A 20,846-nucleotide genomic window follows, 5' to 3' on the forward strand; every position below is an offset into this window, starting at 1 on the left:
CCTCTGATCAGGCGGCGTGCTGCACCGGCCTTCACGCATCGAAGCCCGGCGCGGCGTCTCCCTGCCGAGCACTCGGCGACGCGACGGTCACCGGCCGCGACTCCGTTGCGCGCAGCGAGAACACGCGAATGACCAGCGCGCAGCACACGAATCCGAGCAGCACCGCGACGGTGACGGGGGACATATCGAACCTTTCCACACGGTGAGCAAGGCGTCGGTCGCGCGGATACACCGCCCGACCGGCCCCACCAGGAATACCGCCGCCACGGACGCCAGTGGCGGATCTTTACGGTCTATTGACGGTCCCGCCCCGGTCCTTGACGTCCTCCTTGTGCGCACCCTGCGCGGGAGACACGACACCGGTCCGGCTCGTGCCCGAGACCGGTGTCCCGCCCGCGCGGCCACCGCGCGCCCGACCCGTTAACGGACCGTCAATGGCGCGCCAAGAGGCGCTAAGAACTCGTCAGGGAAGCGGCCACGCCCCCGAATGGGCGCTTGACTCGCTGTGCGCTCCGCATCCGGGAGCCGCAAGGAGGTCGAAAAGTCATGTCTGTCGTGGTGTTCACGGCGCTCACGGTCGCGGTGTTCGCACTGCTGGGTCTGGTGCAACGAGGGGTGGAGAAGCTGTGACCGCGAACCTGATCGGTCTCGCGCTCGCCGTTTCCGTGGCCGTCTACATGGTCGCGGCCCTGCTCTTCCCCGAGAGGTTCTAGGTGAACACGACAACCGCGGGGATCGTCTTCGTGGCGTCCCTGGTTCTCGCGCTGGCCCTGGTGCACATCCCGCTCGGCGACTACATGTACCGCGTCTACAGCAGCGCCAAGCACTCCCGCGCGGAGCGGCTCGTCTACCGCGCCATCGGCGCGCAACCGGAGGTCGAGCAGACGTGGGCCGTCTACGCCCGCAGTGTGCTCGCGTTCTCGGCGGTCAGCATCCTGTTCCTGTTCTTCTTCCAGTTGATCCAGGGCAGACTGCCGCTGCACCTGAACGATCCCGCCACCGAGATGACCCCGGCGCTGGCCTGGAACACCGCCGTCAGCTTCGTGACGAACACCAACTGGCAGAACTATTCCGGCGAGACCACCCAGGGCCACTTGGTGCAGATGGCCGGGCTCGCGGTGCAGAACTTCGTCTCGGCGGCGGTGGGCATGGCGGTCGCGATCGCGCTGGTGCGCGGGTTCGCCCGCAGGCACACCGGCGACCTCGGCAACTTCTGGGTCGACCTGGTGCGCGGCACGCTGCGCATCCTGCTGCCGATCGCGTTCGTGTTCGCGATCGTGCTGGTGGCGGGCGGCGTCATCCAGAACTTCCAGCTGCACGATCAGGTCGCCCAGACGATCGCGGGCGCGCAGCAGACGATCACCGGCGGCCCGGTCGCCAGCCAGGAGGTCATCAAGGAACTCGGCACCAACGGCGGCGGCTTCTACAACGCCAACTCCGCCCACCCGTTCGAGAATCCGACGACTTGGACGAACTGGATCGAGATCTTCCTGATCCTGGTCATCGCCTCCTCGCTGCCGCGCACCTTCGGCCGCATGGTCGGCAGCACCAAGCAGGGCTACGCGATCGTGGCGGTGATGGGCACGATCGCGCTGACGAGCATCGCGCTGACGAATCTCTTCCAGTTGCAGAACCACGGGACCGTGCCGACGGCCATCGGAGCCGCCACCGAGGGCGTGGAAACTCGCTTCGGCGTGTCGAATTCGGCCACCTTCGCGGCCGCGACCACGCTCACCTCCACCGGCGCGGTGGACTCCTTCCACGATTCCTACACCAGCCTCGGCGGCCTGATGACGATGTTCGACATGCAACTAGGCGAGGTCGCGCCCGGCGGCGTCGGCTCCGGCCTGTACGGCATGTTGATCCTCGCGGTGATCACCGTCTTCGTCGCCGGCCTCATGGTCGGACGCACCCCGGAGTACCTGGGCAAGAAGATCACGCCGCGCGAAATCAAGCTGGCCGCTTCGTATTTCCTCATCAGCCCGCTGCTGGTGCTGACGTTCACCGCGATCGCCATGGCGCTGCCCGGCCAGCGCGCGAGCATGCTGAACGGCGGGCCGCACGGCCTGTCGGAGGTGCTGTACGCGTTCAGCTCGGCCGCCAACAACAACGGCTCCGCCTTCGCGGGCCTCACCGGCAACACCGAGTGGTACAACACCGCACTCGGTCTGGCCATGGTGCTCGGCCGGTTCCTGCCGATCATCTTCGTGCTCGCGCTCGCCGGATCACTCGCCAAGCAGGGCACCACGCCCGCCTCGATCGGCACGCTGCCGACCCATCGCCCGCAGTTCGTCGGGCTGGTGGTCGGCGTGACCGTGATCCTGGTCGCGCTCACCTTCCTGCCCGCGCTCGCGCTCGGGCCGCTCGCCGAAGGAATCGACTGACATGATCGGTACCGCAACCGAACCCGCCGCCCGGCCCGGCACCGCGCCGGAACGCGGCGACCACAAGGTCGCCCGCGGCGTGCTCGACCCCGCCCTGCTGCTGACCTCGCTGCCCGACGCCGTACGCAAGCTGGACCCGCGCACGCTGTGGCGCAATCCGGTGATGCTGATCGTGGAGATCGGCGCGGTCTGGTCGACCGTGCTCGCGATCGCCGATCCGAGCGTGTTCGCCTGGGCCATCGTGGTCTGGCTGTGGCTCACCGTGCTGTTCGCCAACCTGGCCGAGGCGGTCGCCGAGGGACGCGGCAAGGCGCAGGCCGACACGCTGCGCAAGGCCAAGACCGATACGGTGGCGCGGCGCCTCGCCGACTGGTCGCCCGGCGCTCGGGTGGTCGAAGAGCGGGTCGCCGCAACGGAACTGCGCCGGGGCGACTACGTGGTGGTCGAGGCGGGACAGGTCATCCCGGGCGACGGTGATGTCGTGGAAGGCATTGCCTCGGTGGACGAATCGGCCATCACCGGCGAATCCGCCCCGGTCATCAGAGAATCCGGTGGCGACCGCTCCGCGGTGACCGGCGGCACCACCGTGCTCTCGGACCGGATCGTCGTCCGGATCACTCAGGAGCCGGGCCAGAGCTTCATCGACAAGATGATCGCCCTGGTCGAGGGCGCGAGCAGGCAGAAGACGCCGAACGAGATCGCGCTGAACATCCTGCTCGCCGCGCTCACGATCATCTTCGTGTTCGCCGTCGCCACCTTGCAGCCGCTGGCCATCTTCTCGAAGGCGAACAACCCTGGCGTGCCCGACACGGCGGCGCTGAACGCCGACGGCATCACCGGGATCGTCATGGTCGCGCTGCTGGTCTGCCTGATTCCGACCACCATCGGCGCATTGCTGTCGGCGATCGGCATCGCGGGCATGGACCGGCTGGTGCAGCGCAACGTGCTCGCCATGTCCGGCCGCGCGGTCGAGGCCGCCGGCGACGTGAACACGCTGCTGCTCGACAAGACCGGAACCATCACCCTCGGCAACCGGCAGGCCTCGGAATTCCTTCCGATGCCCGGTATTTCGGATGACGAAGTGGCCGACGCCGCGCAGTTGTCCAGTCTCGCGGACGAAACACCCGAAGGCCGTTCGATCGTGGTGTACGCCAAGCAGGCCTACGGCAAGCGCGAGCGCACCCCCGGCGAGCTGACCGGCGCGACCTGGGTGGAATTCACCGCGCAGACCCGCATGTCGGGCGTCGACCTCGCCGATGGACACCAGCTGCGCAAGGGCGCGGCGAGCGCGGTGACCGAATGGGTGCGCGGCAAGGGCGGTTCGGTGCCCGAGGAGGTCGGCATCACCGTCGACGGTATCGCCGCCTCCGGCGGTACCCCGCTGGTCGTCGGCGAGATCAAGGACGGCACCGCACGACTGCTCGGCGTCATCCACCTCAAAGACGTGGTGAAGCAAGGCATGCGGGAGCGCTTCGACGAGATGCGCAGGATGGGCATCCGCACCGTCATGATCACCGGCGACAATCCGTTGACCGCCAAAGCGATCGCGGACGAGGCGGGCGTCGACGACTTCCTCGCCGAGGCCACTCCCGAGGACAAGCTCGCCCTGATCAAGAAGGAACAGGACGGCGGACGTCTGGTCGCCATGACCGGCGACGGCACCAACGACGCTCCCGCCTTGGCCCAAGCCGACGTCGGCGTCGCGATGAATACCGGCACCTCCGCGGCCAAAGAAGCGGGCAACATGGTCGATCTGGACTCCGATCCGACCAAGCTCATCGAGATCGTGGAGATCGGCAAGCAGCTGCTCATCACCCGGGGCGCGCTGACCACGTTCTCCATCGCCAACGACATCGCCAAGTACTTCGCCATCATCCCGGCGCTGTTCGTCGGGCTGTTCCCCGGCCTGGACCTGCTCAATGTCATGCGGCTGGCCAGTCCGCAATCGGCGATCCTGTCCGCGGTGATCTTCAACGCGATCGTCATCGTGGCGCTGATCCCGCTGGCGTTGCGCGGCGTGCGCTACCGCCCGTCGCACGCGTCGAAACTGTTGAGCCGCAACCTGACCGTGTACGGCCTCGGCGGCATCGTCGCGCCGTTCGTCGGCATCAAGCTCATCGATCTCGTCGTCCACCTCCTCCCCGGGATGTCCTGACATGCGTATGTCCACTTGGATCCGCCAGCACCTTGCCGCGCTGCGTGCCCTGCTCGTGCTGACCGCGATCACCGGAATCGTCTATCCGCTGGCGGTTTTCGCGGTCGGCCAACTGCCGGGGCTGAACGAGAAGGCCGACGGCTCACTGCTCACGTCGGACGGAACGGTGGTGGGCAGCAGCCTGATCGGCCAGTCGTTCACCGACGCCGACGGCAACGCGCTCGTTCAGTACTTCCAGAGCCGCCCCTCGGCCGCCGGGGACGGCTACGACCCGCTGTCCACGGCGGCGAGCAACCTCGGGCCCGAGGACATCGTGGATCAGAACGTCTTCGATCCCGAGGGACGGGCGAGCCTGCTGACCGCCGTGTGCGCGCGAAGCAAGGAGATCGGCGACCGTGAGGGGGTCGACGGCTCCCGCCCGTTCTGCACGAAAGACGGTGTCGGCGCGGTGCTCTCGGTGATCGGCCCGCGCGACGCCGACGGCGAGGTCTCACGGCCGGTGCAGGTGATCAGCGTGAACCAGGCATGCCCGGCCGCGCCCTTCCTCGACGCCTATCTCGGAGTGCGGGTCCAGTGCGCCGAGCCCGGCGTGGACTACTCGGTCGGCCGTCTCGTGCCGATCCGCGGCGACGCCCCCGCCGTTCCGGTGGTCCCCGCCGACGCGGTTACCGCGAGCGGCAGCGGCCTCGATCCGCACATCTCCCCCGCCTACGCGGAGCTTCAGGTCCCGCGGATCGCCGAGGAGCGCAACATTTCCGAAGCGGAGGTGCGCATGCTGGTCGAGGCGCATACCGAGGACAGGACCCTCGGGTTCCTCGGGGAGCCGCGCGTCGACGTGGTCGAGCTGAATCTCGACCTGGACCGCACCCACCCCCTTCGCGGCTGAGCTTCGGCTCACCGCGTTCGAAAGAACAGCCCCCCGGCGTGCGTGCACGCCGGGGGCTGTCCACTTTTCCGCGCCAGGTTTCCGCCCGCACGCTCAGGCGGGTGAAATACCTATCGTCACAGCGCGGTGCGGGCGGTCAGGTCGTCCAGCAGGATCATGACCTCGCCCTCTCGCTTGACGACCTCGGTGAGCCGGATCTTCAGACCCAGCACCTCGGCGTCGGCGATCGCGTCCGCCGGTTCGTGCCCGAGGCGCTGCCACTCCGCGCCTGCGGCGACGGCGCCGAGCACCGGTTCGGTCTCGCCCTGGTCGCCGCCGAGGCGGGCGGACACCCGAATCGACGCGTGCGGCGAACGCACCCACAGGTTCAGTATCGCCAGCTTCCCGGCGATCGAGAAGGACTGTCCCGGCTTCGCCACGAGCTCGATCTCGAGATCGGCGCTCGCCCCGCGGACCAGCAGCACGAGCGCGCGCTGGTCCGCACCCGCGACGCCGTCGGCATAGACGCCGGGCGTCTTGCTCGGCGCGCCCTCCGCGAACGTGGTGAGGTGCGTCTTGCTCGCCCCGTCCCCCGCGAGATCCCACTTGTCCTTGTTCTCGAAGTCGTCCAGCAGCACCTCGACCGATGCGTCCGACATCCCCGCTGTCCCTTTCTCCGCGCAGCCCGCCGGACACCCTCCGGCCCCGCCATGAACCCTACAAGCCACCGGGCGGTCCTGCCTGCGCGGCGCGGGGTTCACTCCCTGCTGCCCGCGCTGCAACCTCTCGGCGTGCGAAACATCGAGGTCTTCAGCTTCCCGAACGGCCCGGACCTGAACCAGGCGCTGGTCGGCGGGAAGCTGGACGTGGCGAGTTACGGCGACACTCCCGCCCTGATCGCCCGCGGCAGCGGTCTGCAGACGCGGCTGCCCGCCATCAACGCCGTCGGCCTGAACGCCGTTGTGGTGGTGAAAGATCCGTCGATCACCTCGCTGAAGGATCTCGCGGGCAAGAAGACGGCGTGCCGTCCGGCTCCTACATCGACAGGTATCTGCAAGGCGCGCTGCGCGAAGCGGGCGTCCAGGCCGAGCTGACTGTCACATTTCCCGGCGCCGTCTCGTCCTTGATACATCAGACGAAATCTCGACGAGAGGATGACGACGTGTCACGGATGAAGCTGCCGCAGGCCGCGCCCGAGGTGTACCAGGCGTGGATCGCCGCCGAGGGCGCGATCCGGCGCGGCCCCTTGGACCCGGTCGTCCGGGAACTGGTGAAGATCAGGGCTTCCCAGCTGAACGGGTGCGTGTACTGCATCGATATGCACACCACCGACGCTCGCTTGGCAGGCGAGACCGAGAAGCGCATCTTCCAGCTCGACGCCTGGCGCGAGTCGAGGCTCTACACCGAGGCCGAACGGGCCGCGCTGGCCTACGCCGAGGCGGTGACCCGCCTCGGCGAGCACGGCGTGAGCGACGAGATCTGGACCGAGGTGGAGAAGCACTTCGAGGAGGGCGCGCGGGCGGGTCTGGTCGCCATCACCGCGATGATCAACCTCTGGAACAGGATCGCCGTGCCGCTGCGCATGCTCCCCGAGCCCGTCTGACCGGCCGAGCCGACAAGACTTTACGGTCGGTTTGTCGGTGGTCTCGGCCAGGATGGAGACATGACGGAACTATCGCTACGCGAGCTGAACCGGACCCTACTGCTGCGCCAGAAGCTGTCGGAGCGTGTGGATCTGACGCCGTTCGAGCTCGTCAAGCATCTCGTCGCGGTGCAGGGGCAGGAACCGAATTGGCCCTACATCGGGCTCTGGACGCGCCTGGCCGAGTTCCGGCACGACGATCTCGCCGCACTGCTGCACGACCGGAAGCTGGTGCGCTCCACCATGATTCGCCGAACCGTGCACCTGGCCGACAGCGCCGACTTCCGCTGGCTGCGCCCGACCGTGCAGCCGGTGGTCGACGCGGCGCTGAAGGCCGCGTACTACCGCGAGGAGATCGAGGGCATCGACCTGGCCGAGCTCGCCGCGGCGGGCCGCGCGCTGCTGGCCGGAAAGCAGTTGAGCCGCAGCGATTTCGGCGCACTGCTCGCCGAGCGGTTCCCGGACCGGCATGTCCGCAGACTCGCCGAGACCGTCGAGCTGCTCGTCCCGCTGGTGCACGGCGCGGACACCGGCGCGTGGGGCCGGTGGCGCAATCGCTACGTCACCGTGAGTCTCGCCGAGGAATGGATCGGCGCGCCGATGGCCGCGCCCGACCCCGCCGAGCTCATCCGGCGCTACCTGGCCGCCTTCGGCCCGGCGACCGTCGCGGACATGCAGGCCTGGGCGGGCATCACCCGGCTCGCCGAAGTGGTCGACGAAATGCGTTCGGAGCTGGTCGTTTTCACCGACGATCGGCACCGCGTGCTGTTCGACCTGCCGGACGCGCCGCTGGCCGACCCGGATCTCGACGTGCCGGTGCGCTTCCTGCCCGCCTTCGACAACGCGCTGCTCGGCCACAAGGACCGCCGCCGGGTGATCAGCGAGGAGGATCGCCAGCGGACGGCGAAGGAGGCCTCCGGCGGTGTTCCCATGTATCTCGTCGACGGTTTCGTGCACGGCCGCTGGGCGCTGGAGGACGACACCGTGCGCATCACGCCATGGCATCCGCTCTCTGCCGCGGACGAGGCCGCGCTGCGCGCCGAGGCCGTGCGCCTGCTGGGTTTCGCGACACCCGACGGACACGGGAAAATTTTCGTCGACGGGGGCTGAGAATTCGAAAGAATCGCCGACGATCCGCCCATTTTCGAAAAGAGACTATCGGTCCGGTAACAGTACGAAGAAGATTACTGGCAACTGATGGGTTTGAGCCGAGGCAAACGAGGTACAACCCCTTCGGCCTCCCCTGATCACGTTCCACTGTGACAGGCCAACCAAAGCCCCATGGACGGCGGTGAAGTTCTCGCTCCACCTCCGCCGGCGGCGGCCACCACGTTAGGCACCCGGCGCATCGGTGTGCTGGGTGAATGCGAGTGCAATGGTTGTGTCCCTGGAAGGAGGGTCATGAGCGCAGTGTTCTCGGCGCCGGTTTCGGCGCAGCGTGTGGCTTCGGATCTTCTGTCGATCGATCACCCCGGTACCCGATTCCGAATTGCGATGGTTGTTCCGCCGTATTTCGACGTGCCGCCGAAGGCTTACGGCGGCGTCGAGGCGGTAGTCGCCGATCTGGTCGATTCGCTGGTAACGCGTGGGCACGATGTGACGTTGTTCGGCGCCGGCGAGCCGGGTACCAAGGCTCGCTTCGTACCCCTCTGGGATCGGGCGCTGCCCGAACGGCTCGGCGAGCCGTTCCCCGAAGTCATGCACGCGCTGAAGGTGCGCAAGGCGATCGAACGCCACCACGCCACCTATGGCCTGGATCTGGTGCACGACCACACCTTCGCCGGACCGCTCAACTCACCGGCCTACTACGGCCTCGGCCTGCCCACCGTGGTGACCGTGCACGGGCCGGTGCAGGACGACTGCTACCAGTACTACCGAGCGCTCGGCGACGAAGTGTCGCTCGTCGCGATCAGCGACCGCCAGCGTGTCCTCGCTCCTGACCTGCACTGGGCAGGCCGCGTGCACAACGCGATCAACGTGGCGGACTGGCCGTTCCAGACCGAGAAGGAGGACTACGCGCTCTTCCTCGGCCGGTTCAACGAGTGCAAAGCGCCGCACCTCGCGCTCGAAGCGGCGCACGCCGCGGGAATTCCACTCATCCTCGCAGGCAAGTGCAGCGAACCACCTGAGCTGGCGTATTTCGAAGAGAAGGTGCGCCCGCTGCTCACCGATCGGGATCACGTCTTCGGGATGGCGGACGCCAAGGCCAAGCGCAAGCTGCTCGCCGGTGCGCGCTGCCTGCTGTTCCCGATCCTCTGGGAGGAACCCTTCGGCATGGTGATGATCGAATCGATGGTGTGCGGCACCCCGGTGGTCGCACTGCGCGGCGGCGCGGTCGACGAAGTGGTCGTCGACGGGGTCACCGGCCGCATCTGCGACGATCCGGCCGAGCTGACCGCGGCGATCACCGAAGTGCAGAGCCTGGATCCGATGGCGTGCCGTGCCCATGTCGAGGCGAACTTCGGCTCCGACGGCGCCGGCCGCGGGTACGAGCAGGTCTATTGGAAGCTCCTGCGGCCGAGGAACCGGGTCACCACCCGACTGCCCGAGACAGCGTCGAACGTCGCGGTCGCGAGCAGGCTCGCGTGACAGGAGCATCCGCCGCGAGCGGCCCGACGCCGCTCAACTCGGGTGAACCAACGGGCTTCGGCGGAGCCGGGTCGGTGACACTGGTGGAAGGTGGCACCTTCTGCCTGTCGAACCGGCTCGGCGACGTCGAGCCCGGCCGCCCGCACGGGCTGTTCTTCCGGGACGCGCGCGTCCTTTCGCGGTGGGAACTGCTCGTCGACGGCAGACCGGCGGAACCGCTGTCGGTCCTCAGCCCGGAGGCGTTCATCGCGCGCTTCGTCATGCGCAGACCGCCGAAGGCCGGGCTGGCCGACAGCACCCTGCTGGTCGTCCGCGAACGCATCGTCGCCGACGGCATGCACGAGCTGCTCACGCTGGAGAACATGGGCCGCGAACCCACGGCGGTGACCCTGGAGCTGCACGTCGACGCGGATTTCGTCGATCTGTTCGCGGTCAAGGAAGGCCGCGCGGGGCACGTGCGCGCCGACGTGACCGTCTCCGAAAGCGAACTGCTGCTACACGATCGCTCGGACCGGATGCGCGGCATCACGATCTCGGCCACCGTGGAACCCACCGTGCTGCCCGGCGCCCTGGTGTGGCGAGTCGTCGTTCCGGTCGGCGGCAAGTGGCAGACCGAGGTCATCGCGCAGCCGACGCTGGGCAACCAGCAGGTGCAGATGCCGATCACGCCGGGCGAGCACGTCGGCCACAGCGCGCCGTGCCGCAAGATCGCGGCGTGGCGCGACACCGCCACCGACATCTCCTCGGCGGACCCGGTGCTCACCCAGGTGCTGCGCCGCACCGAAAGTGATCTGGGCGCCTTGCAGATTCACGACGACACCGGCGGAAGCAGGCCGTTCGTGGCGGCGGGCGCGCCGTGGTTCATGACGCTGTTCGGGCGCGACAGCCTGCTCACGGCATGGATGGCGCTGCCGCTCGCGGTGGACCTCGCCCTCGGCACGCTGCAACAGCTGGCCGAACTGCAAGGGCAGGAACTGAATCCGCTCACCGAGGAAGAGCCGGGGCGGATCATGCACGAGATGCGGCGCGGTCCCTCCGGCGGCCAAGTACTGGGCGGCGCCATCTACTACGGAACCGCCGACGCCACACCGCTGTTCGTGATGCTGCTCGCCGAATGCCATCGGTGGGGCGCGGATCCGCGGGCGATCGAAGAACTGCTTCCCGCTGCCGACGCGGCACTGGAATGGATCGCGGAGTACGGCGACCGCGACGGCGACGGATTCGTCGAGTACCGCCGCGCCACCGACCGCGGTCTGATCAACCAGGGCTGGAAGGACAGCTTCGACGGAATCAACGACGCGGGAGGCCATCTCGCCGAGGCGCCGGTGGCGCTGTGCGAGGTGCAGGGCTACGTGCACGCGGCCCTGCTCGCCAGGGCGGAGCTGGCCGAGGCCTTCGACGAACAGCGCCTGGCCACCCGCCTGCGCGAGCGGGCGGCCGAACTGCGCGGGAAGTTCACCGAGCAGTTCTGGATGCCGGACCGCGGCTGGTACGCGGTCGCGTTGGACGGCACCAAGCGGCACGTCGACGCGCTGACCAGCAATGCGGCGCACTGTCTCTGGGCGGGTATCGCCAGCGACGAGCACGCCGAGGAACTGGTGCGTCAACTGGCCAAGGAGGAGATGGACACCGGTTTCGGGTTGCGCACACTGGCCGCCAATATGGGCGCCTACAACCCGATGAGCTATCACTGCGGCTCGGTGTGGCCGCACGACACCGCGATCGCCGTGGCCGGGCTGCTGCGCTACGAGCACGTGCCGGGCGCGACGAAGCTGGCCACTCGGCTGGCCACCGGATTGCTGGACGCGGCAGCGGCTTTCGACGGGCGCCTGCCCGAGCTGTTCTGCGGCTTCCCGCGTTCCCGGTTCGCGGTCCCGGTGCCCTACCCCACGTCCTGTTCGCCGCAGGCCTGGGCGAGCGCCGCGCCGCTGCTCCTGGTGCGGGCCTTCCTCGGCCTGAATCCCGATGTGCCCCAGCGCACGCTGACCGTGCGGCCGCGGCTCCCCCAGGCCTGGGGCAAGGTGTCGCTCACCGCGCTGCGACTCGGTGAGATCAGCGTCGACCTGGAAGCGGAAGGAAACCAGGTGCTCTCGGCTCGACTGCCCGACGATTGGCAGCTGATCACTCTATGAAACGCTCGCGATAGCCTCCCGCGCACGGGAATCGGGCACCCTGCGCCGACGCGGGCTGGAGGTGCACGATGCAGACATCGCTGGACAAGCGGGACCTGTGGAGCACTCAGCACAGAGACTGCGGGATCGAGCCCACGGACCTGGATCTGGAGCTAGCGCTGTTCCTGCGCAGCGTCCACGCCGGGCACGGACCCGGCTGTCGCCAGTACCTGGCCGCCGCCGCCTACTGTTTCGGCCACACCGAAGCGCACTGACCGGCGGCGCGACCGGCTCATGACGCCGGTGCGCAGCGGCCCGGTTCGATGAGCTCGCTGGCGCACGGCTCGTTGCCGTGCGCGCGCAGCACTTCCGCGCCCACGTTCGCGGTGAGGTAGTGCAGGAAGCTCGCCGCGAGCGAACCCGCGGGGAGGTCGCCGTTGCTGTAGGCGTATTCGATGCCCCAGAAGGGATAGGAGCGGTCGATCGCGGCCTGCCTGCCCGGCGCGACGCCGCCGAGCGTGACGATGCGCATCTCGGCCCTGCGGGCCTCGGAGAGTTCGCCGTAGCCGATCGCGCCGGGAAGCTCGTCCACGGCCTTGTGCATGTCCTTGGTGACCGGCACGTCGCAGTAGGCGCCCGCGGTGTCCTTGATGGCGGTGCAGCTGCGGTGCGGGCGGGCGGGTTGCTCGCCGCCGAGCAGCGCCGTCTCGAAGATCACCCGAGTGCCCGATCCCGGCGCCCGATCGATGAGCACGACGGGCAGATCCGGCCCGCCGACCTGCCGCCAGTTGGTGATCCGACCCTGGTACATGTCCCGGACTTGGGCGATCGTGAGATCGGTGACGCCGAGATTCTTGTGCACGAAGACGGCGAACAGGGACACCGCGAGCGGACGCGGTCGCAGCGCGGGATAACCCGGGCCCTTCGCGCCGTCGCTGATCGTGAGGAGCTCGGCATCCGGCCCCGCCTCGGCCAGCCGGTCGAGGCCGCGTTCGGTGCCTTGGAAGTCGAAGGCGAACTCGGCTCCGGTGCAGCGCTTCTCGTACTGCGTCGCCGCGTCGCGGACGACGGGCTCGAACGCCGAGGAGCCGACCAGGGTGAGCCTGCCCGCGGCACAGTCCAACGGGGTCGGCGGCTGTAACCGGGCGACGACGAACTGCCCGATGATCACCAGCACCAGAAAAGCGGTGAGCACCAGCATGACCCGGGAGATTCCGGTGCGGCTGCGCGTCTCGACGACGCGCCCGCCGCGAATCTCGCCGCGCAGCACCGGCGTGCGCTCCTCCTCGGTGCCGCCAGTTTCGGACTGCTGAAGAATGGCCAGGATCTTGTAGTGGTGCTTTCTGGTCAGCGGGACCTTTGGCAGATCGATGACGCCGATGCGTCCTCCGGTGTCCTCCCTGACGGCGATACCCGAACCGGGACCGAGGCTTTCGGCCAGGTCGGGATCGCTCAGCTCGGTCACCGCCATGCCGAGCACCCGGCGTCGCGGGAAGTGCAGGTGCAGACCGATGCGCGCGGTCGGCGCCATGTAGTCCGACGCCGTGATCGCGGTGCTGCCGCTGTTCTCGATGCGCACCAGCACCACCGACAGATCGCGCAGTTCGGGTCCGGCATCCCCGGTGTTCGCGCGCAGGTTCTCCAGCACCCCGGGGAACACCGATTCGATCTCGCCGGTGACGGGCGTGTCCATCTGCACGCGGTAGCCGAGCCGCCTGCGGCCCACGAAGACGAACTCCCACACGAATGCGGCGACCGGCACCGCGATGCCGACGAGCGCGAGAACGGTGTCGAGCGAGAAGTCCCCCACCTGTTGCCCCACCCCCAGGATGTCGATGTGGGCCTATTGTCCAGTGCTCTAGCACATTTCGCGGAGGCGGACGCCGAATGTTCGCCAGCCGTTCACTGCCCGACCACCTCGGGAACGGTCAGGACGCAGCCGTCCAGGCCAGGAGATCGTCCACCGGCCAGGTGTTGATCACCCGATCCGGGTCCACGCCGTTGGCGACGGCGCGCTCGCATCCGTAACCCTGCCAATCCAATTGGCCGGGAGCATGCGCGTCGGTGTCGACGGAGAAGTGGCACCCGATCTCCACCGCCAGCCGCAGCAACCGGGAGGGCGGGTCCAAGCGCTCCGGACGGCAGTTGATCTCCACCGCGGTGCCGTACTTCTTGCACGCCTCGAAGACCAGTTCGGCGTCGAAGGTCGATTCCGGCCGGTTGCCGCGGACGCCCTCGACCAGTCGGCCGGTGCAGTGGCCGAGCACGTCGACGTTCGGGTTGGCCACCGCGTAGACCATGCGCTTGGTCATGGTCGCGCTGTCCGCGCGCAGGTGCGAATGCACGCTGGCCACCACGATGTCGAGCTCGGCGAGCAGGTCGGCCTCCTGATCGAGGGCGCCGTCGTCGAGGATGTCGACCTCGATACCGGTGAGGATGCGAAACGGCGCGAAGCGCTCGTTCAGCTCCGCCACCACGTCGAGCTGGCGGCGCAGCCGCTCGGCGGACAGTCCGTTGGCGACCGTCAGGCGCGGCGAATGATCGGTGAGCGCGCAGTATTCGTGTCCGAGCGCCGCGGCGACGCTCATCATCTCCTCGATCGGGCTGCCGCCGTCGGACCAGTTCGAATGGGTGTGCAGGTCGCCGCGGAGCCGTTGGCGCAGCGGCTTGCCCGGCGCGCCGATGGGCTGCGCGGCGCGGCGCAGGCCGGCCAGATAGTCGGGGACCTGTCCCGCGCAGGCCTGCGCGATGACGGCGGCCGTCTTCGGGCCGATGCCGGACAGGTCCTGCCAGATGCCCGCCGCCTGGTACGCGGCGAGCTCGTCCGGCGACAATTCCGCCACCACCTCGGCGGCGCGACGGTAGGCCTTGACCCGGTGGGTCTGGGCGCGGCCGCGCTCGAGCCAGAAGCCGATCTCGCGCAACGCTTCCACCGGACCGGGCGCACCCGCCCCGTCCGGTTCGGCGATCCGATCGGCGTCGGTCACGCGGCTATCGAATCCTGCTGTACTTCACGAATGCCACGCCATCCTCGAACACCCGGCTGGTGATCACGCGGAACCGGGCCGCCTCCGGCAGCCGGGGCCCGGAGCCGAACAGCGAGCGGCCGCGGCCGAGCACGATCGGATACAGCTTCAGGAAGATCTGATCGATCTCGGGAAGCAGCACCTGTGCCAGCTCGCCGCCGCCGCACAGCCAGATGCCGAGGCCCTTGTCCCGCTTGAGTTCTCGCACCCGCTCCAGCGGATCGTGCGAGATCAGCTCGACGGCGGGGTCCGGGTTCTCCGGCAGGGTCGTGGAGACCACGAACTGCCGCAGGTGGGCGTACGGGCTCGAGGTGCCGGTGCGGACGCCGAAATCGTGCGTCTTGCGCCCCATCAGCACCGTGTCGAAGTTGGCATTGCGCTTGGTGATGCCGCGCGCCTCCCGCACCTTGGTCGGCAAGGTCTCGGGATACTGCGCGGTGATCGCCGGGCCGTGGTCGCCGCCGACCGGGAAGAAGTCGACCGACCCGTCCTCGGTGGCGATGAACCCGTCGATGGTCGACGCTACGTAGTAGGTGAGCTTGCGCATATGTCCTTCCTCCACGGCCGGGGAGACGTCCCGGACTGCATGAGGAAACGGTAGCTCGCTCGGGTCAGCGGCGGCGCGGCTTCGGCTGGCAGCGCGGGCAGGAGTACGAGGAACGGTTCATAAAACGCTCGCGCACGACGGGCGCGCCGCAGCGTCGGCACGGCTCGTCCTCCCTGCCGTAGACGGCGAGCGCGCGTTCGAAGTAGCCGGATTCGCCGTTGACGTCGACGTAGAGCGCGTCGAAGGAGGTGCCGCCCACGGCGAGCGCCTCACCCATCACTGCGGCGACCGCGTCGAGCAGCTCGCGGAGGACGGGCCGGGTCAGGCCGGAGGCGAGGCGAGTGCCGTGGATCCTAGCGCGCCAGAGCGACTCGTCGGCGTAGATGTTGCCGATGCCGGAGATCACCGACTGGTCGAGCAACACCCGCTTGATCTCGGACTGCTTGGTCCGGATTGCGGCCACCGCCGCTTCCCGGTCGAAGCGCGGGTCCAGCGGATCACGGGCGATGTGCGCGACGGGCTCGGGCACCAGGGTGCCGTCGACCTCGACCAGCGGTGCCAGCGCCCAGCCGCCGAAGGTGCGCTGGTCGACGAAGCGCAGCTGAGTGCCGTCGTGCAGGGTCGCCTGGATGTGCGCGTGCTTCTCCAGCGGGACGTCGGCGGGCCGCACCAGCATCTGGCCGCTCATGCCGAGATGCACGACGAGCGCGTCGTCGCCGTCGTCGAAAGTGAGCCAGAGATACTTGCCGCGCCGCTCGGCGGCTGCCACGCGCTGACCGGCCATGCGCGCCGCGAGATCGGCCGCGCCCTCGAGATGGCGGCGCACCGACCGCGGGTGCGTGACGATCACCGATTCGATGGTGCGGCCGACGACATGATCGGCGAGTCCGCGCCGGACGACCTCGACCTCGGGGAGTTCGGGCACGTCAGGCTTCGGCGGTCAATGCCTGGTAGGCGGCGCCCGCGGCCTTCTGCTCCGCTTCCTTCTTGGACCGGCCCACGCCCTGCCCGTAGGCACGGCCGCCGATCACCGTGGTCGCGGTGAATTCCTTATCGTGGTCGGGGCCCGTCGAGGTGATCTCGTAGCTGGGCACGCCGAGGCCGCGTTCCGCGGTGAGCTCCTGCAGGCTGGTCTTCCAGTCGAGCCCGGCACCCATCCTCGGACCGCGCTCGAGCAGCTCGGCGAACAGCCGCAGCACCACGCCGCGCGCCACGTCGATGCCGTGTTGCAGGTGGACCGCGCCGAGCAGCGACTCCATGCCGTCGGCGAGGATGCTCGGCTTGTCCCGGCCGCCGGTGAGCTCTTCGCCCTTGCCGAGTAACAGGTGCACGCCGAGTCCGCCCTCGCCGAGCCCGCGCGCCACCTCGGCGAGCGCGTGCATGTTCACCACGCTCGCCCGCAGCTTGGCCAGTTCGCCCTCGGACTTGTCCGGGTGCTCGTGGTACAGCCGCTCGGTGATGCTGAGGCCGAGGACGGAGTCGCCGAGGAATTCCAGGCGCTCGTTGGTCGGCAGCCCGCCGTTCTCGTAGGCGTACGACCGGTGTGTCAGCGCTAGGCGCAACAGATCCGGTCGCACGTCGACGCCGAGGGCTTCGAGCAGGCTGGCATGTTCACCGGACGAGCCGGCTTCGTCCTTGCTGACGGTCACGTCGATACGACAGGTCGAACTGTCAGACGGCGGCGGTGACCTGGCGGCCCTTGTAGGTGCCGCAGGACGGGCACGCGATGTGCGGCAGGGTCTTCTCGCCGCAGGCGCGGTTCGGGCAGGTGATCAGGGTAGGCGCGGTGGCCTTCCACTGGCTGCGCCGCGACCTGGTGTTGGAACGGGACATCCGGCGCTTGGGAACGGCCACGACTAACTCTCCTCTGTCCTAATTGCTCTGCCGGTTCGGCTGATGGTCTTGCGTTTATCGTTCTGGGTCGGCGTCCGCGTCGGGACTGCCGTTGCCGGGCGATTCGGTGGCGAACTTCGCCAGCCCGGCCCAGCGAGGGTCAAGTATCTCATGCCCATGATCGGAACCCGCAATCGCCATCCGCACGCCACATTCCGGGCACAGCCCGGCGCAGTCCGGTGTGCACAGCGGCTGCAGCGGCAGCTCCAGTCCGATGGCGTCGACGACCACCGGCTCCAGGTCGATGAGGTCGTCGTCCATCCGGTAGATCTCGTCGGCCTCGGTGGTCTGCTCGGTGGTGCTGTCGGGGTAGGCGAACAGCTCCGTGAGATGGAGGCGGACCTCGTCGGTGAACGGTTCGAGGCAGCGCGAGCACTCCCCCGCCGTCGGCGCGATCACCGTTCCGGTGACCAGCACACCCTCGGACACGGCTTGCAGTTGCAGGTCGAGCTCGACCTCCGCCCCCTCCGGGATGGCGACCAGGTCCAACCCGATCTTCTCGGCGGTGGTGACCGTGCGCTGCAGCTCCCGCATCGTGCCGGGGCGGCGCCCCAGGCTGCGGATGTCCAGCACGAAACCCGCGTCCGTCTTGCGGCGCGAGGCCGCACGGGGACGCGACGCAGAACCGGAACCGGCGGGCATCACGAACTCACTCACGATCGAAGGGAAATGGGCAACCACTCAACAATACGCGAGGTGCAGGCCGAACCTCAAAACGCAGGCGGCGCCGCAGCATCGGCCAACGCACCGCCCGGACAGCGCGCCGCGGCGGAAAGACGGTCGCGTCGGACGGCGCCGCGCCGCGGTCAGCGGCGGAATTCCGCCGCGTAGTCGGGCGCTCCCGCACCGCTGCGCAGCTGGTGCCGCCCGCGTCCGACGGTGCGCAAGGTGCTGTTCAGCGTTTCCTCGAACTGGGCGAGCGTCGAATCCACGTAGTGGTCGCAGTCGTCGCGCATCCGGTCGGCCTGCGCGTGCGCGCCGTCGATGATGCGCGCGGACTCGGCGTGCGCCGCCCTGACCACTTCGGTCTGGGCCACCAGGCGCTCCTGCTCGGCGCGACCCTCGGCCACCGAGCGTTCGTAGGACGCCTTGCCCGCCTCGATCATGCGGTCCGACTCGGTGCGCGCCCGGCCGGTGACCGCCTCGAACTCGGCGTTGCCGTCGGCCACGACGCGGTCGGCCTCCTCCTGCGCGGCCGCGACCAGGTGATCGGCGTGCGCGCTCGCCTCGGCCACCATCCGGTCCGCGTGCGCCTTCGCCTCGGCGAGAATGCGGTCGGCCTCCTGGCGCGCCGAGCCGATGGTCTGCTCGGCCTGTTCGTTGGCGGAGGTCACGGTGATCTCGGCGGCCGAGCGAGCGTCGGAGACGATCTTGTCGCGATGGTCGAGCACGTCCTGGGCGTCGTCGAGTTCCCCGGGCAGCGCGTCGCGCACGTCGTCGAGCAGCTCGAGGACGTCGCCGCGCGGCACGATGCAACTGCGGGTCGGCGGGATGCCGCGCGCCTCTTCGACGATGGCCACCAGCTCGTCGAGTGCCTCGAATACGCGAAACATGCTCACTACCCCGCTCTCCTGCTGAATCGGGCGAAACTCTCCGCCGACGCCCAGTGTGCCCCTCATCACGGCGTATGCCGAGTCCTCTATCGGTGTGTCGTCACAGTGTCTCGTACACCACAAAATCAAGTGGAGGAATCCCCTCCACTTCGTGCTACATTTTTTTCGAGAGGGTCTCGACAAGATCTTCTTAAGGGGACCGCAGGGCCACACGGGAACTGTGGGACCGGAGGGAACGGACGCCTTGCCGGACAGTTGACTGGTTCCAAATGTTCAGTACATACTGAACGCAAGGAACAGGAAGGTCGGGGAGGAAAGCGGCAACCGCCGCTGTTGTCCCTTCCAAGGCTCGGGTTGGATCGGAAGAGCAATGACGGTTCTGGAAGTACCACGCTCGGCAGTGGTGCCCGTCGGCGTCTACACGCCGTGGGCCTTCCCGTACCCCACGGTGCGCACGCTGCCGGTCGCCCGATTCGGGCAGCTTCTGCAGTATCTGCGCGGCGATCGCGCCTTCGCCCAGCTGGTCCGCTTCGCACTGGTCGGCGGCTCCAGCAACGTCGCCTACGTCCTGCTCTTCTTCACCATGCACGGCATCGGGCCGATCGCGGCCAACATCGCCGGTTCGGTGGTGAGCACGATCATCGCCAACGAGCTGCACCGCCAGCTCACCTTCCACGCTGCGGGCCGGGTCGGCTGGTTCACCGCGCAATGGGAGGGCGGCGGACTCGCCTTGGTCGGACTCGCCATCACCACCGCCGCGCTGGCCGGGCTCGAGTTCTGGGCGCCAGGTCTCGGCGGTACCGCCCAGGCGGCGGCCGTCCTTGCCATCACCGCTGCGGTCGGCGGCATGCGCTTCCTCGCCCTACGCGGCCTGGTGTTCTGAGAACGCCCTCGAACGAATCCGCCCCGGTTCCGCACGATTCGGAACCGGGGCGTTTTTCTGTCCGTGGGATCAGTTCAGCCGCGCCGTTCGGCGAGGCGATCGAGCAGGCGCTTGTGCACCGACGGCGGAAGCATGTCGCTGACGTCGCCGCCGTAGGCCGCCACCTCTTTGACCAGCGAGCTGGACAGGAAGCTGAAGGTCGGGTTGGTGGCGATGAAGAAGGTGTCCACCCCGGAGAGCTTCTTGTTCATCTGGGCCATCTGCAGTTCGTAGCCGAAATCGGTGGCGTCGCGCAGGCCCTTGACGATGGCGGTGATGCCCTGATCCTTGGCGAAGTCCACGAGCAGGCCCTGCCAGGAGGCGACCCGCAGGTTCGGCAGGTGCGCGGTCGCCTCGCGCAGCATCTCCATCCGTTCCTCGACGGTGAACATGCCCTGCTTCTTCGGGTTCACCATGACGGTCACCACGACCTCGTCGAATTGCGCCGCCGCGCGGGCGAATACGTCGAGATGCCCGTTGGTGACCGGATCGAAGGACCCGGGACACAGTGCTCCAGCCATGACGCGACGCTACCACCCGGTCACGGCCGGTAGTCGGCCAGTTCCAGGCGGGTTTCGCCGTAGCGGCGCGGCTTGGCGGGCACGAAGGCTGCGGGCCAATCGATTTCGGGTGACCTGCTGGATCGTTCGATGACGATCAGCGCGCCGGGATGCAGCCAGGCTCCGTCGGCGAGCGCGACCAGGTCGGCGGTCACCGCCGCGGTGTCCACATCGTAGGGCGGGTCGGACAACACCAGATCGAACCGGCCCGCACCGCCCTGGGCGAGCACCGCGGCGACCGGCCCGACGCGCAGTTCCGCGCCGGGCAGGCCGAGGTCGGCGATGTTGCCGCGCACCACGGCCGCCGCCTTGCGATCCGATTCGACGAGCAGCGCGTAGGACGCGCCGCGGGAGAGCGCCTCCAACCCGAGCGCGCCCGAGCCCGCGTACAGGTCGAGCACCCGGACGCCGTCCAGATCCATCCTGGCGTCGAGCGCGCTGAACAGCGCCTCGCGCACCCGGTCGGACGTGGGCCTCGTGCCCGCGGGCGGCACCCGGAGGCGCCGCCCGCCCGCCGCGCCCGCGACGATCCGCGTCATTCCGCGGTCGACTCGCGCACGGCCAGTTCGACCAGCAGGTCACCGCCCTCGACCTGCTGC

The 20,846-nt window shown here is 68.7% G+C and carries 23 protein-coding genes; 11 read left to right on the top strand and 12 right to left on the bottom strand.

Annotated features, from left to right (window positions below; translation table 11 throughout):
• Nucleotides 1-31: 31 nt before the first annotated feature.
• Nucleotides 32-184, bottom strand: coding sequence for a hypothetical protein (locus AC3ERS_RS19850; RefSeq protein ID WP_431969512.1), 153 nt, complete (start codon nt 182-184; stop codon nt 32-34).
• A gap of 250 nt (nt 185-434) precedes the next feature.
• On the opposite strand from AC3ERS_RS19850, the gene AC3ERS_RS19855 reads away from it, so the two are divergent.
• From AC3ERS_RS19855 to AC3ERS_RS19870, 4 genes are read left to right on the top strand one after another with little or no spacing between them, the layout of a single operon-like run.
• Nucleotides 435-713: a potassium-transporting ATPase subunit F gene (locus tag AC3ERS_RS19855; protein ID WP_431969513.1), complete on the top strand. Its 279-nt coding sequence runs from the start codon at nt 435-437 to the stop codon at nt 711-713.
• Nucleotides 714-2,384 (top strand): potassium-transporting ATPase subunit KdpA, encoded by a 1,671-nt coding sequence (gene kdpA / locus AC3ERS_RS19860; RefSeq protein ID WP_431969514.1) that lies wholly within the window; start codon nt 714-716, stop codon nt 2,382-2,384.
• Between the two features lies 1 nt (nt 2,385).
• Entirely contained in the window at nt 2,386-4,539 is a 2,154-nt protein-coding gene (gene kdpB, locus AC3ERS_RS19865) for a potassium-transporting ATPase subunit KdpB (protein ID WP_431969515.1), read from the top strand.
• Between the two features lies 1 nt (nt 4,540).
• Complete coding sequence (locus AC3ERS_RS19870) at nt 4,541-5,425, top strand: potassium-transporting ATPase subunit C (protein ID WP_431969516.1); 885 nt, start codon at nt 4,541-4,543, stop codon at nt 5,423-5,425.
• A 116-nt stretch (nt 5,426-5,541) separates the two neighbouring features.
• Here the strand turns inward: AC3ERS_RS19870 and AC3ERS_RS19875 are convergent, their stop codons facing one another.
• Nucleotides 5,542-6,063, bottom strand: a complete 522-nt coding sequence (locus tag AC3ERS_RS19875) for a hypothetical protein (RefSeq protein ID WP_431969517.1) — start codon at nt 6,061-6,063, stop codon at nt 5,542-5,544.
• A gap of 132 nt (nt 6,064-6,195) precedes the next feature.
• Here AC3ERS_RS19875 and AC3ERS_RS19880 point away from each other — a divergent pair, with 132 nt between their 5' ends.
• The 6 genes from AC3ERS_RS19880 (at nt 6,196) to AC3ERS_RS19905 (ending at nt 12,021) form a co-directional block, all read left to right on the top strand.
• A complete protein-coding gene (locus AC3ERS_RS19880) occupies nt 6,196-6,498 on the top strand; it encodes an ABC transporter substrate-binding protein (RefSeq protein ID WP_488186848.1) in 303 nt (100 codons plus the stop codon).
• Nucleotides 6,499-6,575: 77 nt separating this feature from the next.
• Complete coding sequence (locus AC3ERS_RS19885; RefSeq protein ID WP_431969548.1) at nt 6,576-7,007, top strand: carboxymuconolactone decarboxylase family protein; 432 nt, start codon at nt 6,576-6,578, stop codon at nt 7,005-7,007.
• A 60-nt stretch (nt 7,008-7,067) separates the two neighbouring features.
• A complete protein-coding gene (locus AC3ERS_RS19890; protein WP_431969519.1) occupies nt 7,068-8,156 on the top strand; it encodes a winged helix DNA-binding domain-containing protein in 1,089 nt (362 codons plus the stop codon).
• A gap of 291 nt (nt 8,157-8,447) precedes the next feature.
• A complete protein-coding gene (locus AC3ERS_RS19895; protein ID WP_431969520.1) occupies nt 8,448-9,635 on the top strand; it encodes a glycosyltransferase family 4 protein in 1,188 nt (395 codons plus the stop codon).
• A complete protein-coding gene (locus AC3ERS_RS19900) occupies nt 9,632-11,767 on the top strand; it encodes an amylo-alpha-1,6-glucosidase (protein WP_431969521.1) in 2,136 nt (711 codons plus the stop codon). Before AC3ERS_RS19895 ends, AC3ERS_RS19900 begins: the two co-directional genes overlap by 4 nt.
• 68 nt (nt 11,768-11,835) lie before the next feature.
• Nucleotides 11,836-12,021: a hypothetical protein gene (locus tag AC3ERS_RS19905; RefSeq protein ID WP_431969522.1), complete on the top strand. Its 186-nt coding sequence runs from the start codon at nt 11,836-11,838 to the stop codon at nt 12,019-12,021.
• Between the two features lie 17 nt (nt 12,022-12,038).
• Here the strand turns inward: AC3ERS_RS19905 and AC3ERS_RS19910 are convergent, their stop codons facing one another.
• The 8 genes from AC3ERS_RS19910 to AC3ERS_RS19945 form a co-directional block, all read right to left on the bottom strand.
• Complete coding sequence (locus AC3ERS_RS19910; RefSeq protein WP_431969523.1) at nt 12,039-13,556, bottom strand: PstS family phosphate ABC transporter substrate-binding protein; 1,518 nt, start codon at nt 13,554-13,556, stop codon at nt 12,039-12,041.
• A 118-nt stretch (nt 13,557-13,674) separates the two neighbouring features.
• Nucleotides 13,675-14,733 carry a PHP domain-containing protein gene (locus AC3ERS_RS19915; protein WP_431969524.1) on the bottom strand — a complete coding sequence of 353 codons (1,059 nt, stop codon included), beginning with the start codon at nt 14,731-14,733 and terminating at the stop codon, nt 13,675-13,677.
• 4 nt (nt 14,734-14,737) lie between these two features.
• Entirely contained in the window at nt 14,738-15,319 is a 582-nt protein-coding gene (locus AC3ERS_RS19920) for a dihydrofolate reductase family protein (RefSeq protein ID WP_431969525.1), read from the bottom strand.
• A 64-nt stretch (nt 15,320-15,383) separates the two neighbouring features.
• The gene (mutM, locus tag AC3ERS_RS19925; RefSeq protein ID WP_431969526.1) at nt 15,384-16,244 is read right to left on the bottom strand and encodes a bifunctional DNA-formamidopyrimidine glycosylase/DNA-(apurinic or apyrimidinic site) lyase; all 861 of its coding nucleotides are present in this window, start codon (nt 16,242-16,244) and stop codon (nt 15,384-15,386) included.
• 1 nt (nt 16,245) lies between these two features.
• Complete coding sequence (gene rnc, locus AC3ERS_RS19930) at nt 16,246-16,968, bottom strand: ribonuclease III (RefSeq protein ID WP_141809475.1); 723 nt, start codon at nt 16,966-16,968, stop codon at nt 16,246-16,248.
• Nucleotides 16,969-16,990: 22 nt separating this feature from the next.
• A complete protein-coding gene (gene rpmF, locus AC3ERS_RS19935; protein WP_014987105.1) occupies nt 16,991-17,173 on the bottom strand; it encodes a 50S ribosomal protein L32 in 183 nt (60 codons plus the stop codon).
• A gap of 54 nt (nt 17,174-17,227) precedes the next feature.
• On the bottom strand, nt 17,228-17,854 hold the full coding sequence (locus tag AC3ERS_RS19940; protein WP_431969549.1) for a YceD family protein: 627 nt from the start codon (nt 17,852-17,854) through the stop codon (nt 17,228-17,230).
• A 164-nt stretch (nt 17,855-18,018) separates the two neighbouring features.
• Nucleotides 18,019-18,765: a DivIVA domain-containing protein gene (locus AC3ERS_RS19945; RefSeq protein ID WP_431969550.1), complete on the bottom strand. Its 747-nt coding sequence runs from the start codon at nt 18,763-18,765 to the stop codon at nt 18,019-18,021.
• Between the two features lie 370 nt (nt 18,766-19,135).
• Between AC3ERS_RS19945 and AC3ERS_RS19950 the strand changes: the two genes are divergently transcribed.
• Complete coding sequence (locus tag AC3ERS_RS19950; protein ID WP_431969527.1) at nt 19,136-19,648, top strand: GtrA family protein; 513 nt, start codon at nt 19,136-19,138, stop codon at nt 19,646-19,648.
• Between the two features lie 74 nt (nt 19,649-19,722).
• Here the strand turns inward: AC3ERS_RS19950 and coaD are convergent, their stop codons facing one another.
• Both coaD and rsmD read right to left on the bottom strand, forming a co-directional pair.
• A complete protein-coding gene (coaD, locus tag AC3ERS_RS19955; protein ID WP_431969528.1) occupies nt 19,723-20,208 on the bottom strand; it encodes a pantetheine-phosphate adenylyltransferase in 486 nt (161 codons plus the stop codon).
• 20 nt (nt 20,209-20,228) lie between these two features.
• The gene (rsmD, locus tag AC3ERS_RS19960) at nt 20,229-20,786 is read right to left on the bottom strand and encodes a 16S rRNA (guanine(966)-N(2))-methyltransferase RsmD (RefSeq protein WP_431969529.1); all 558 of its coding nucleotides are present in this window, start codon (nt 20,784-20,786) and stop codon (nt 20,229-20,231) included.
• Nucleotides 20,787-20,846: the final 60 nt, after the last annotated feature.

The organism is Nocardia sp. bgisy134 (genome assembly GCF_057708325.1).

Bases quoted from the DNA above. Each gene is read 5' to 3' on its own strand.
- AC3ERS_RS19850 (WP_431969512.1), bottom strand. From the start codon at position 184: ATGTCCCCCGTCACCGTCGCGGTGCTGCTCGGATTCGTGTGCTGCGCG.
- AC3ERS_RS19855 (WP_431969513.1), top strand. From the start codon at position 435: ATGGCGCGCCAAGAGGCGCTAAGAACTCGTCAGGGAAGCGGCCACGCC.
- kdpB (WP_431969515.1), top strand. From the start codon at position 2,386: ATGATCGGTACCGCAACCGAACCCGCCGCCCGGCCCGGCACCGCGCCG.
- AC3ERS_RS19870 (WP_431969516.1), top strand. From the start codon at position 4,541: ATGCGTATGTCCACTTGGATCCGCCAGCACCTTGCCGCGCTGCGTGCC.
- AC3ERS_RS19875 (WP_431969517.1), bottom strand. From the start codon at position 6,063: ATGTCGGACGCATCGGTCGAGGTGCTGCTGGACGACTTCGAGAACAAG.
- AC3ERS_RS19885 (WP_431969548.1), top strand. From the start codon at position 6,576: ATGAAGCTGCCGCAGGCCGCGCCCGAGGTGTACCAGGCGTGGATCGCC.
- AC3ERS_RS19890 (WP_431969519.1), top strand. From the start codon at position 7,068: ATGACGGAACTATCGCTACGCGAGCTGAACCGGACCCTACTGCTGCGC.
- AC3ERS_RS19895 (WP_431969520.1), top strand. From the start codon at position 8,448: ATGAGCGCAGTGTTCTCGGCGCCGGTTTCGGCGCAGCGTGTGGCTTCG.
- AC3ERS_RS19905 (WP_431969522.1), top strand. From the start codon at position 11,836: ATGCAGACATCGCTGGACAAGCGGGACCTGTGGAGCACTCAGCACAGA.
- AC3ERS_RS19920 (WP_431969525.1), bottom strand. From the start codon at position 15,319: ATGCGCAAGCTCACCTACTACGTAGCGTCGACCATCGACGGGTTCATC.
- AC3ERS_RS19940 (WP_431969549.1), bottom strand. From the start codon at position 17,854: ATGCCCGCCGGTTCCGGTTCTGCGTCGCGTCCCCGTGCGGCCTCGCGC.
- AC3ERS_RS19945 (WP_431969550.1), bottom strand. From the start codon at position 18,765: ATGTTTCGCGTATTCGAGGCACTCGACGAGCTGGTGGCCATCGTCGAA.
- AC3ERS_RS19950 (WP_431969527.1), top strand. From the start codon at position 19,136: ATGACGGTTCTGGAAGTACCACGCTCGGCAGTGGTGCCCGTCGGCGTC.
- coaD (WP_431969528.1), bottom strand. From the start codon at position 20,208: ATGGCTGGAGCACTGTGTCCCGGGTCCTTCGATCCGGTCACCAACGGG.
- rsmD (WP_431969529.1), bottom strand. From the start codon at position 20,786: ATGACGCGGATCGTCGCGGGCGCGGCGGGCGGGCGGCGCCTCCGGGTG.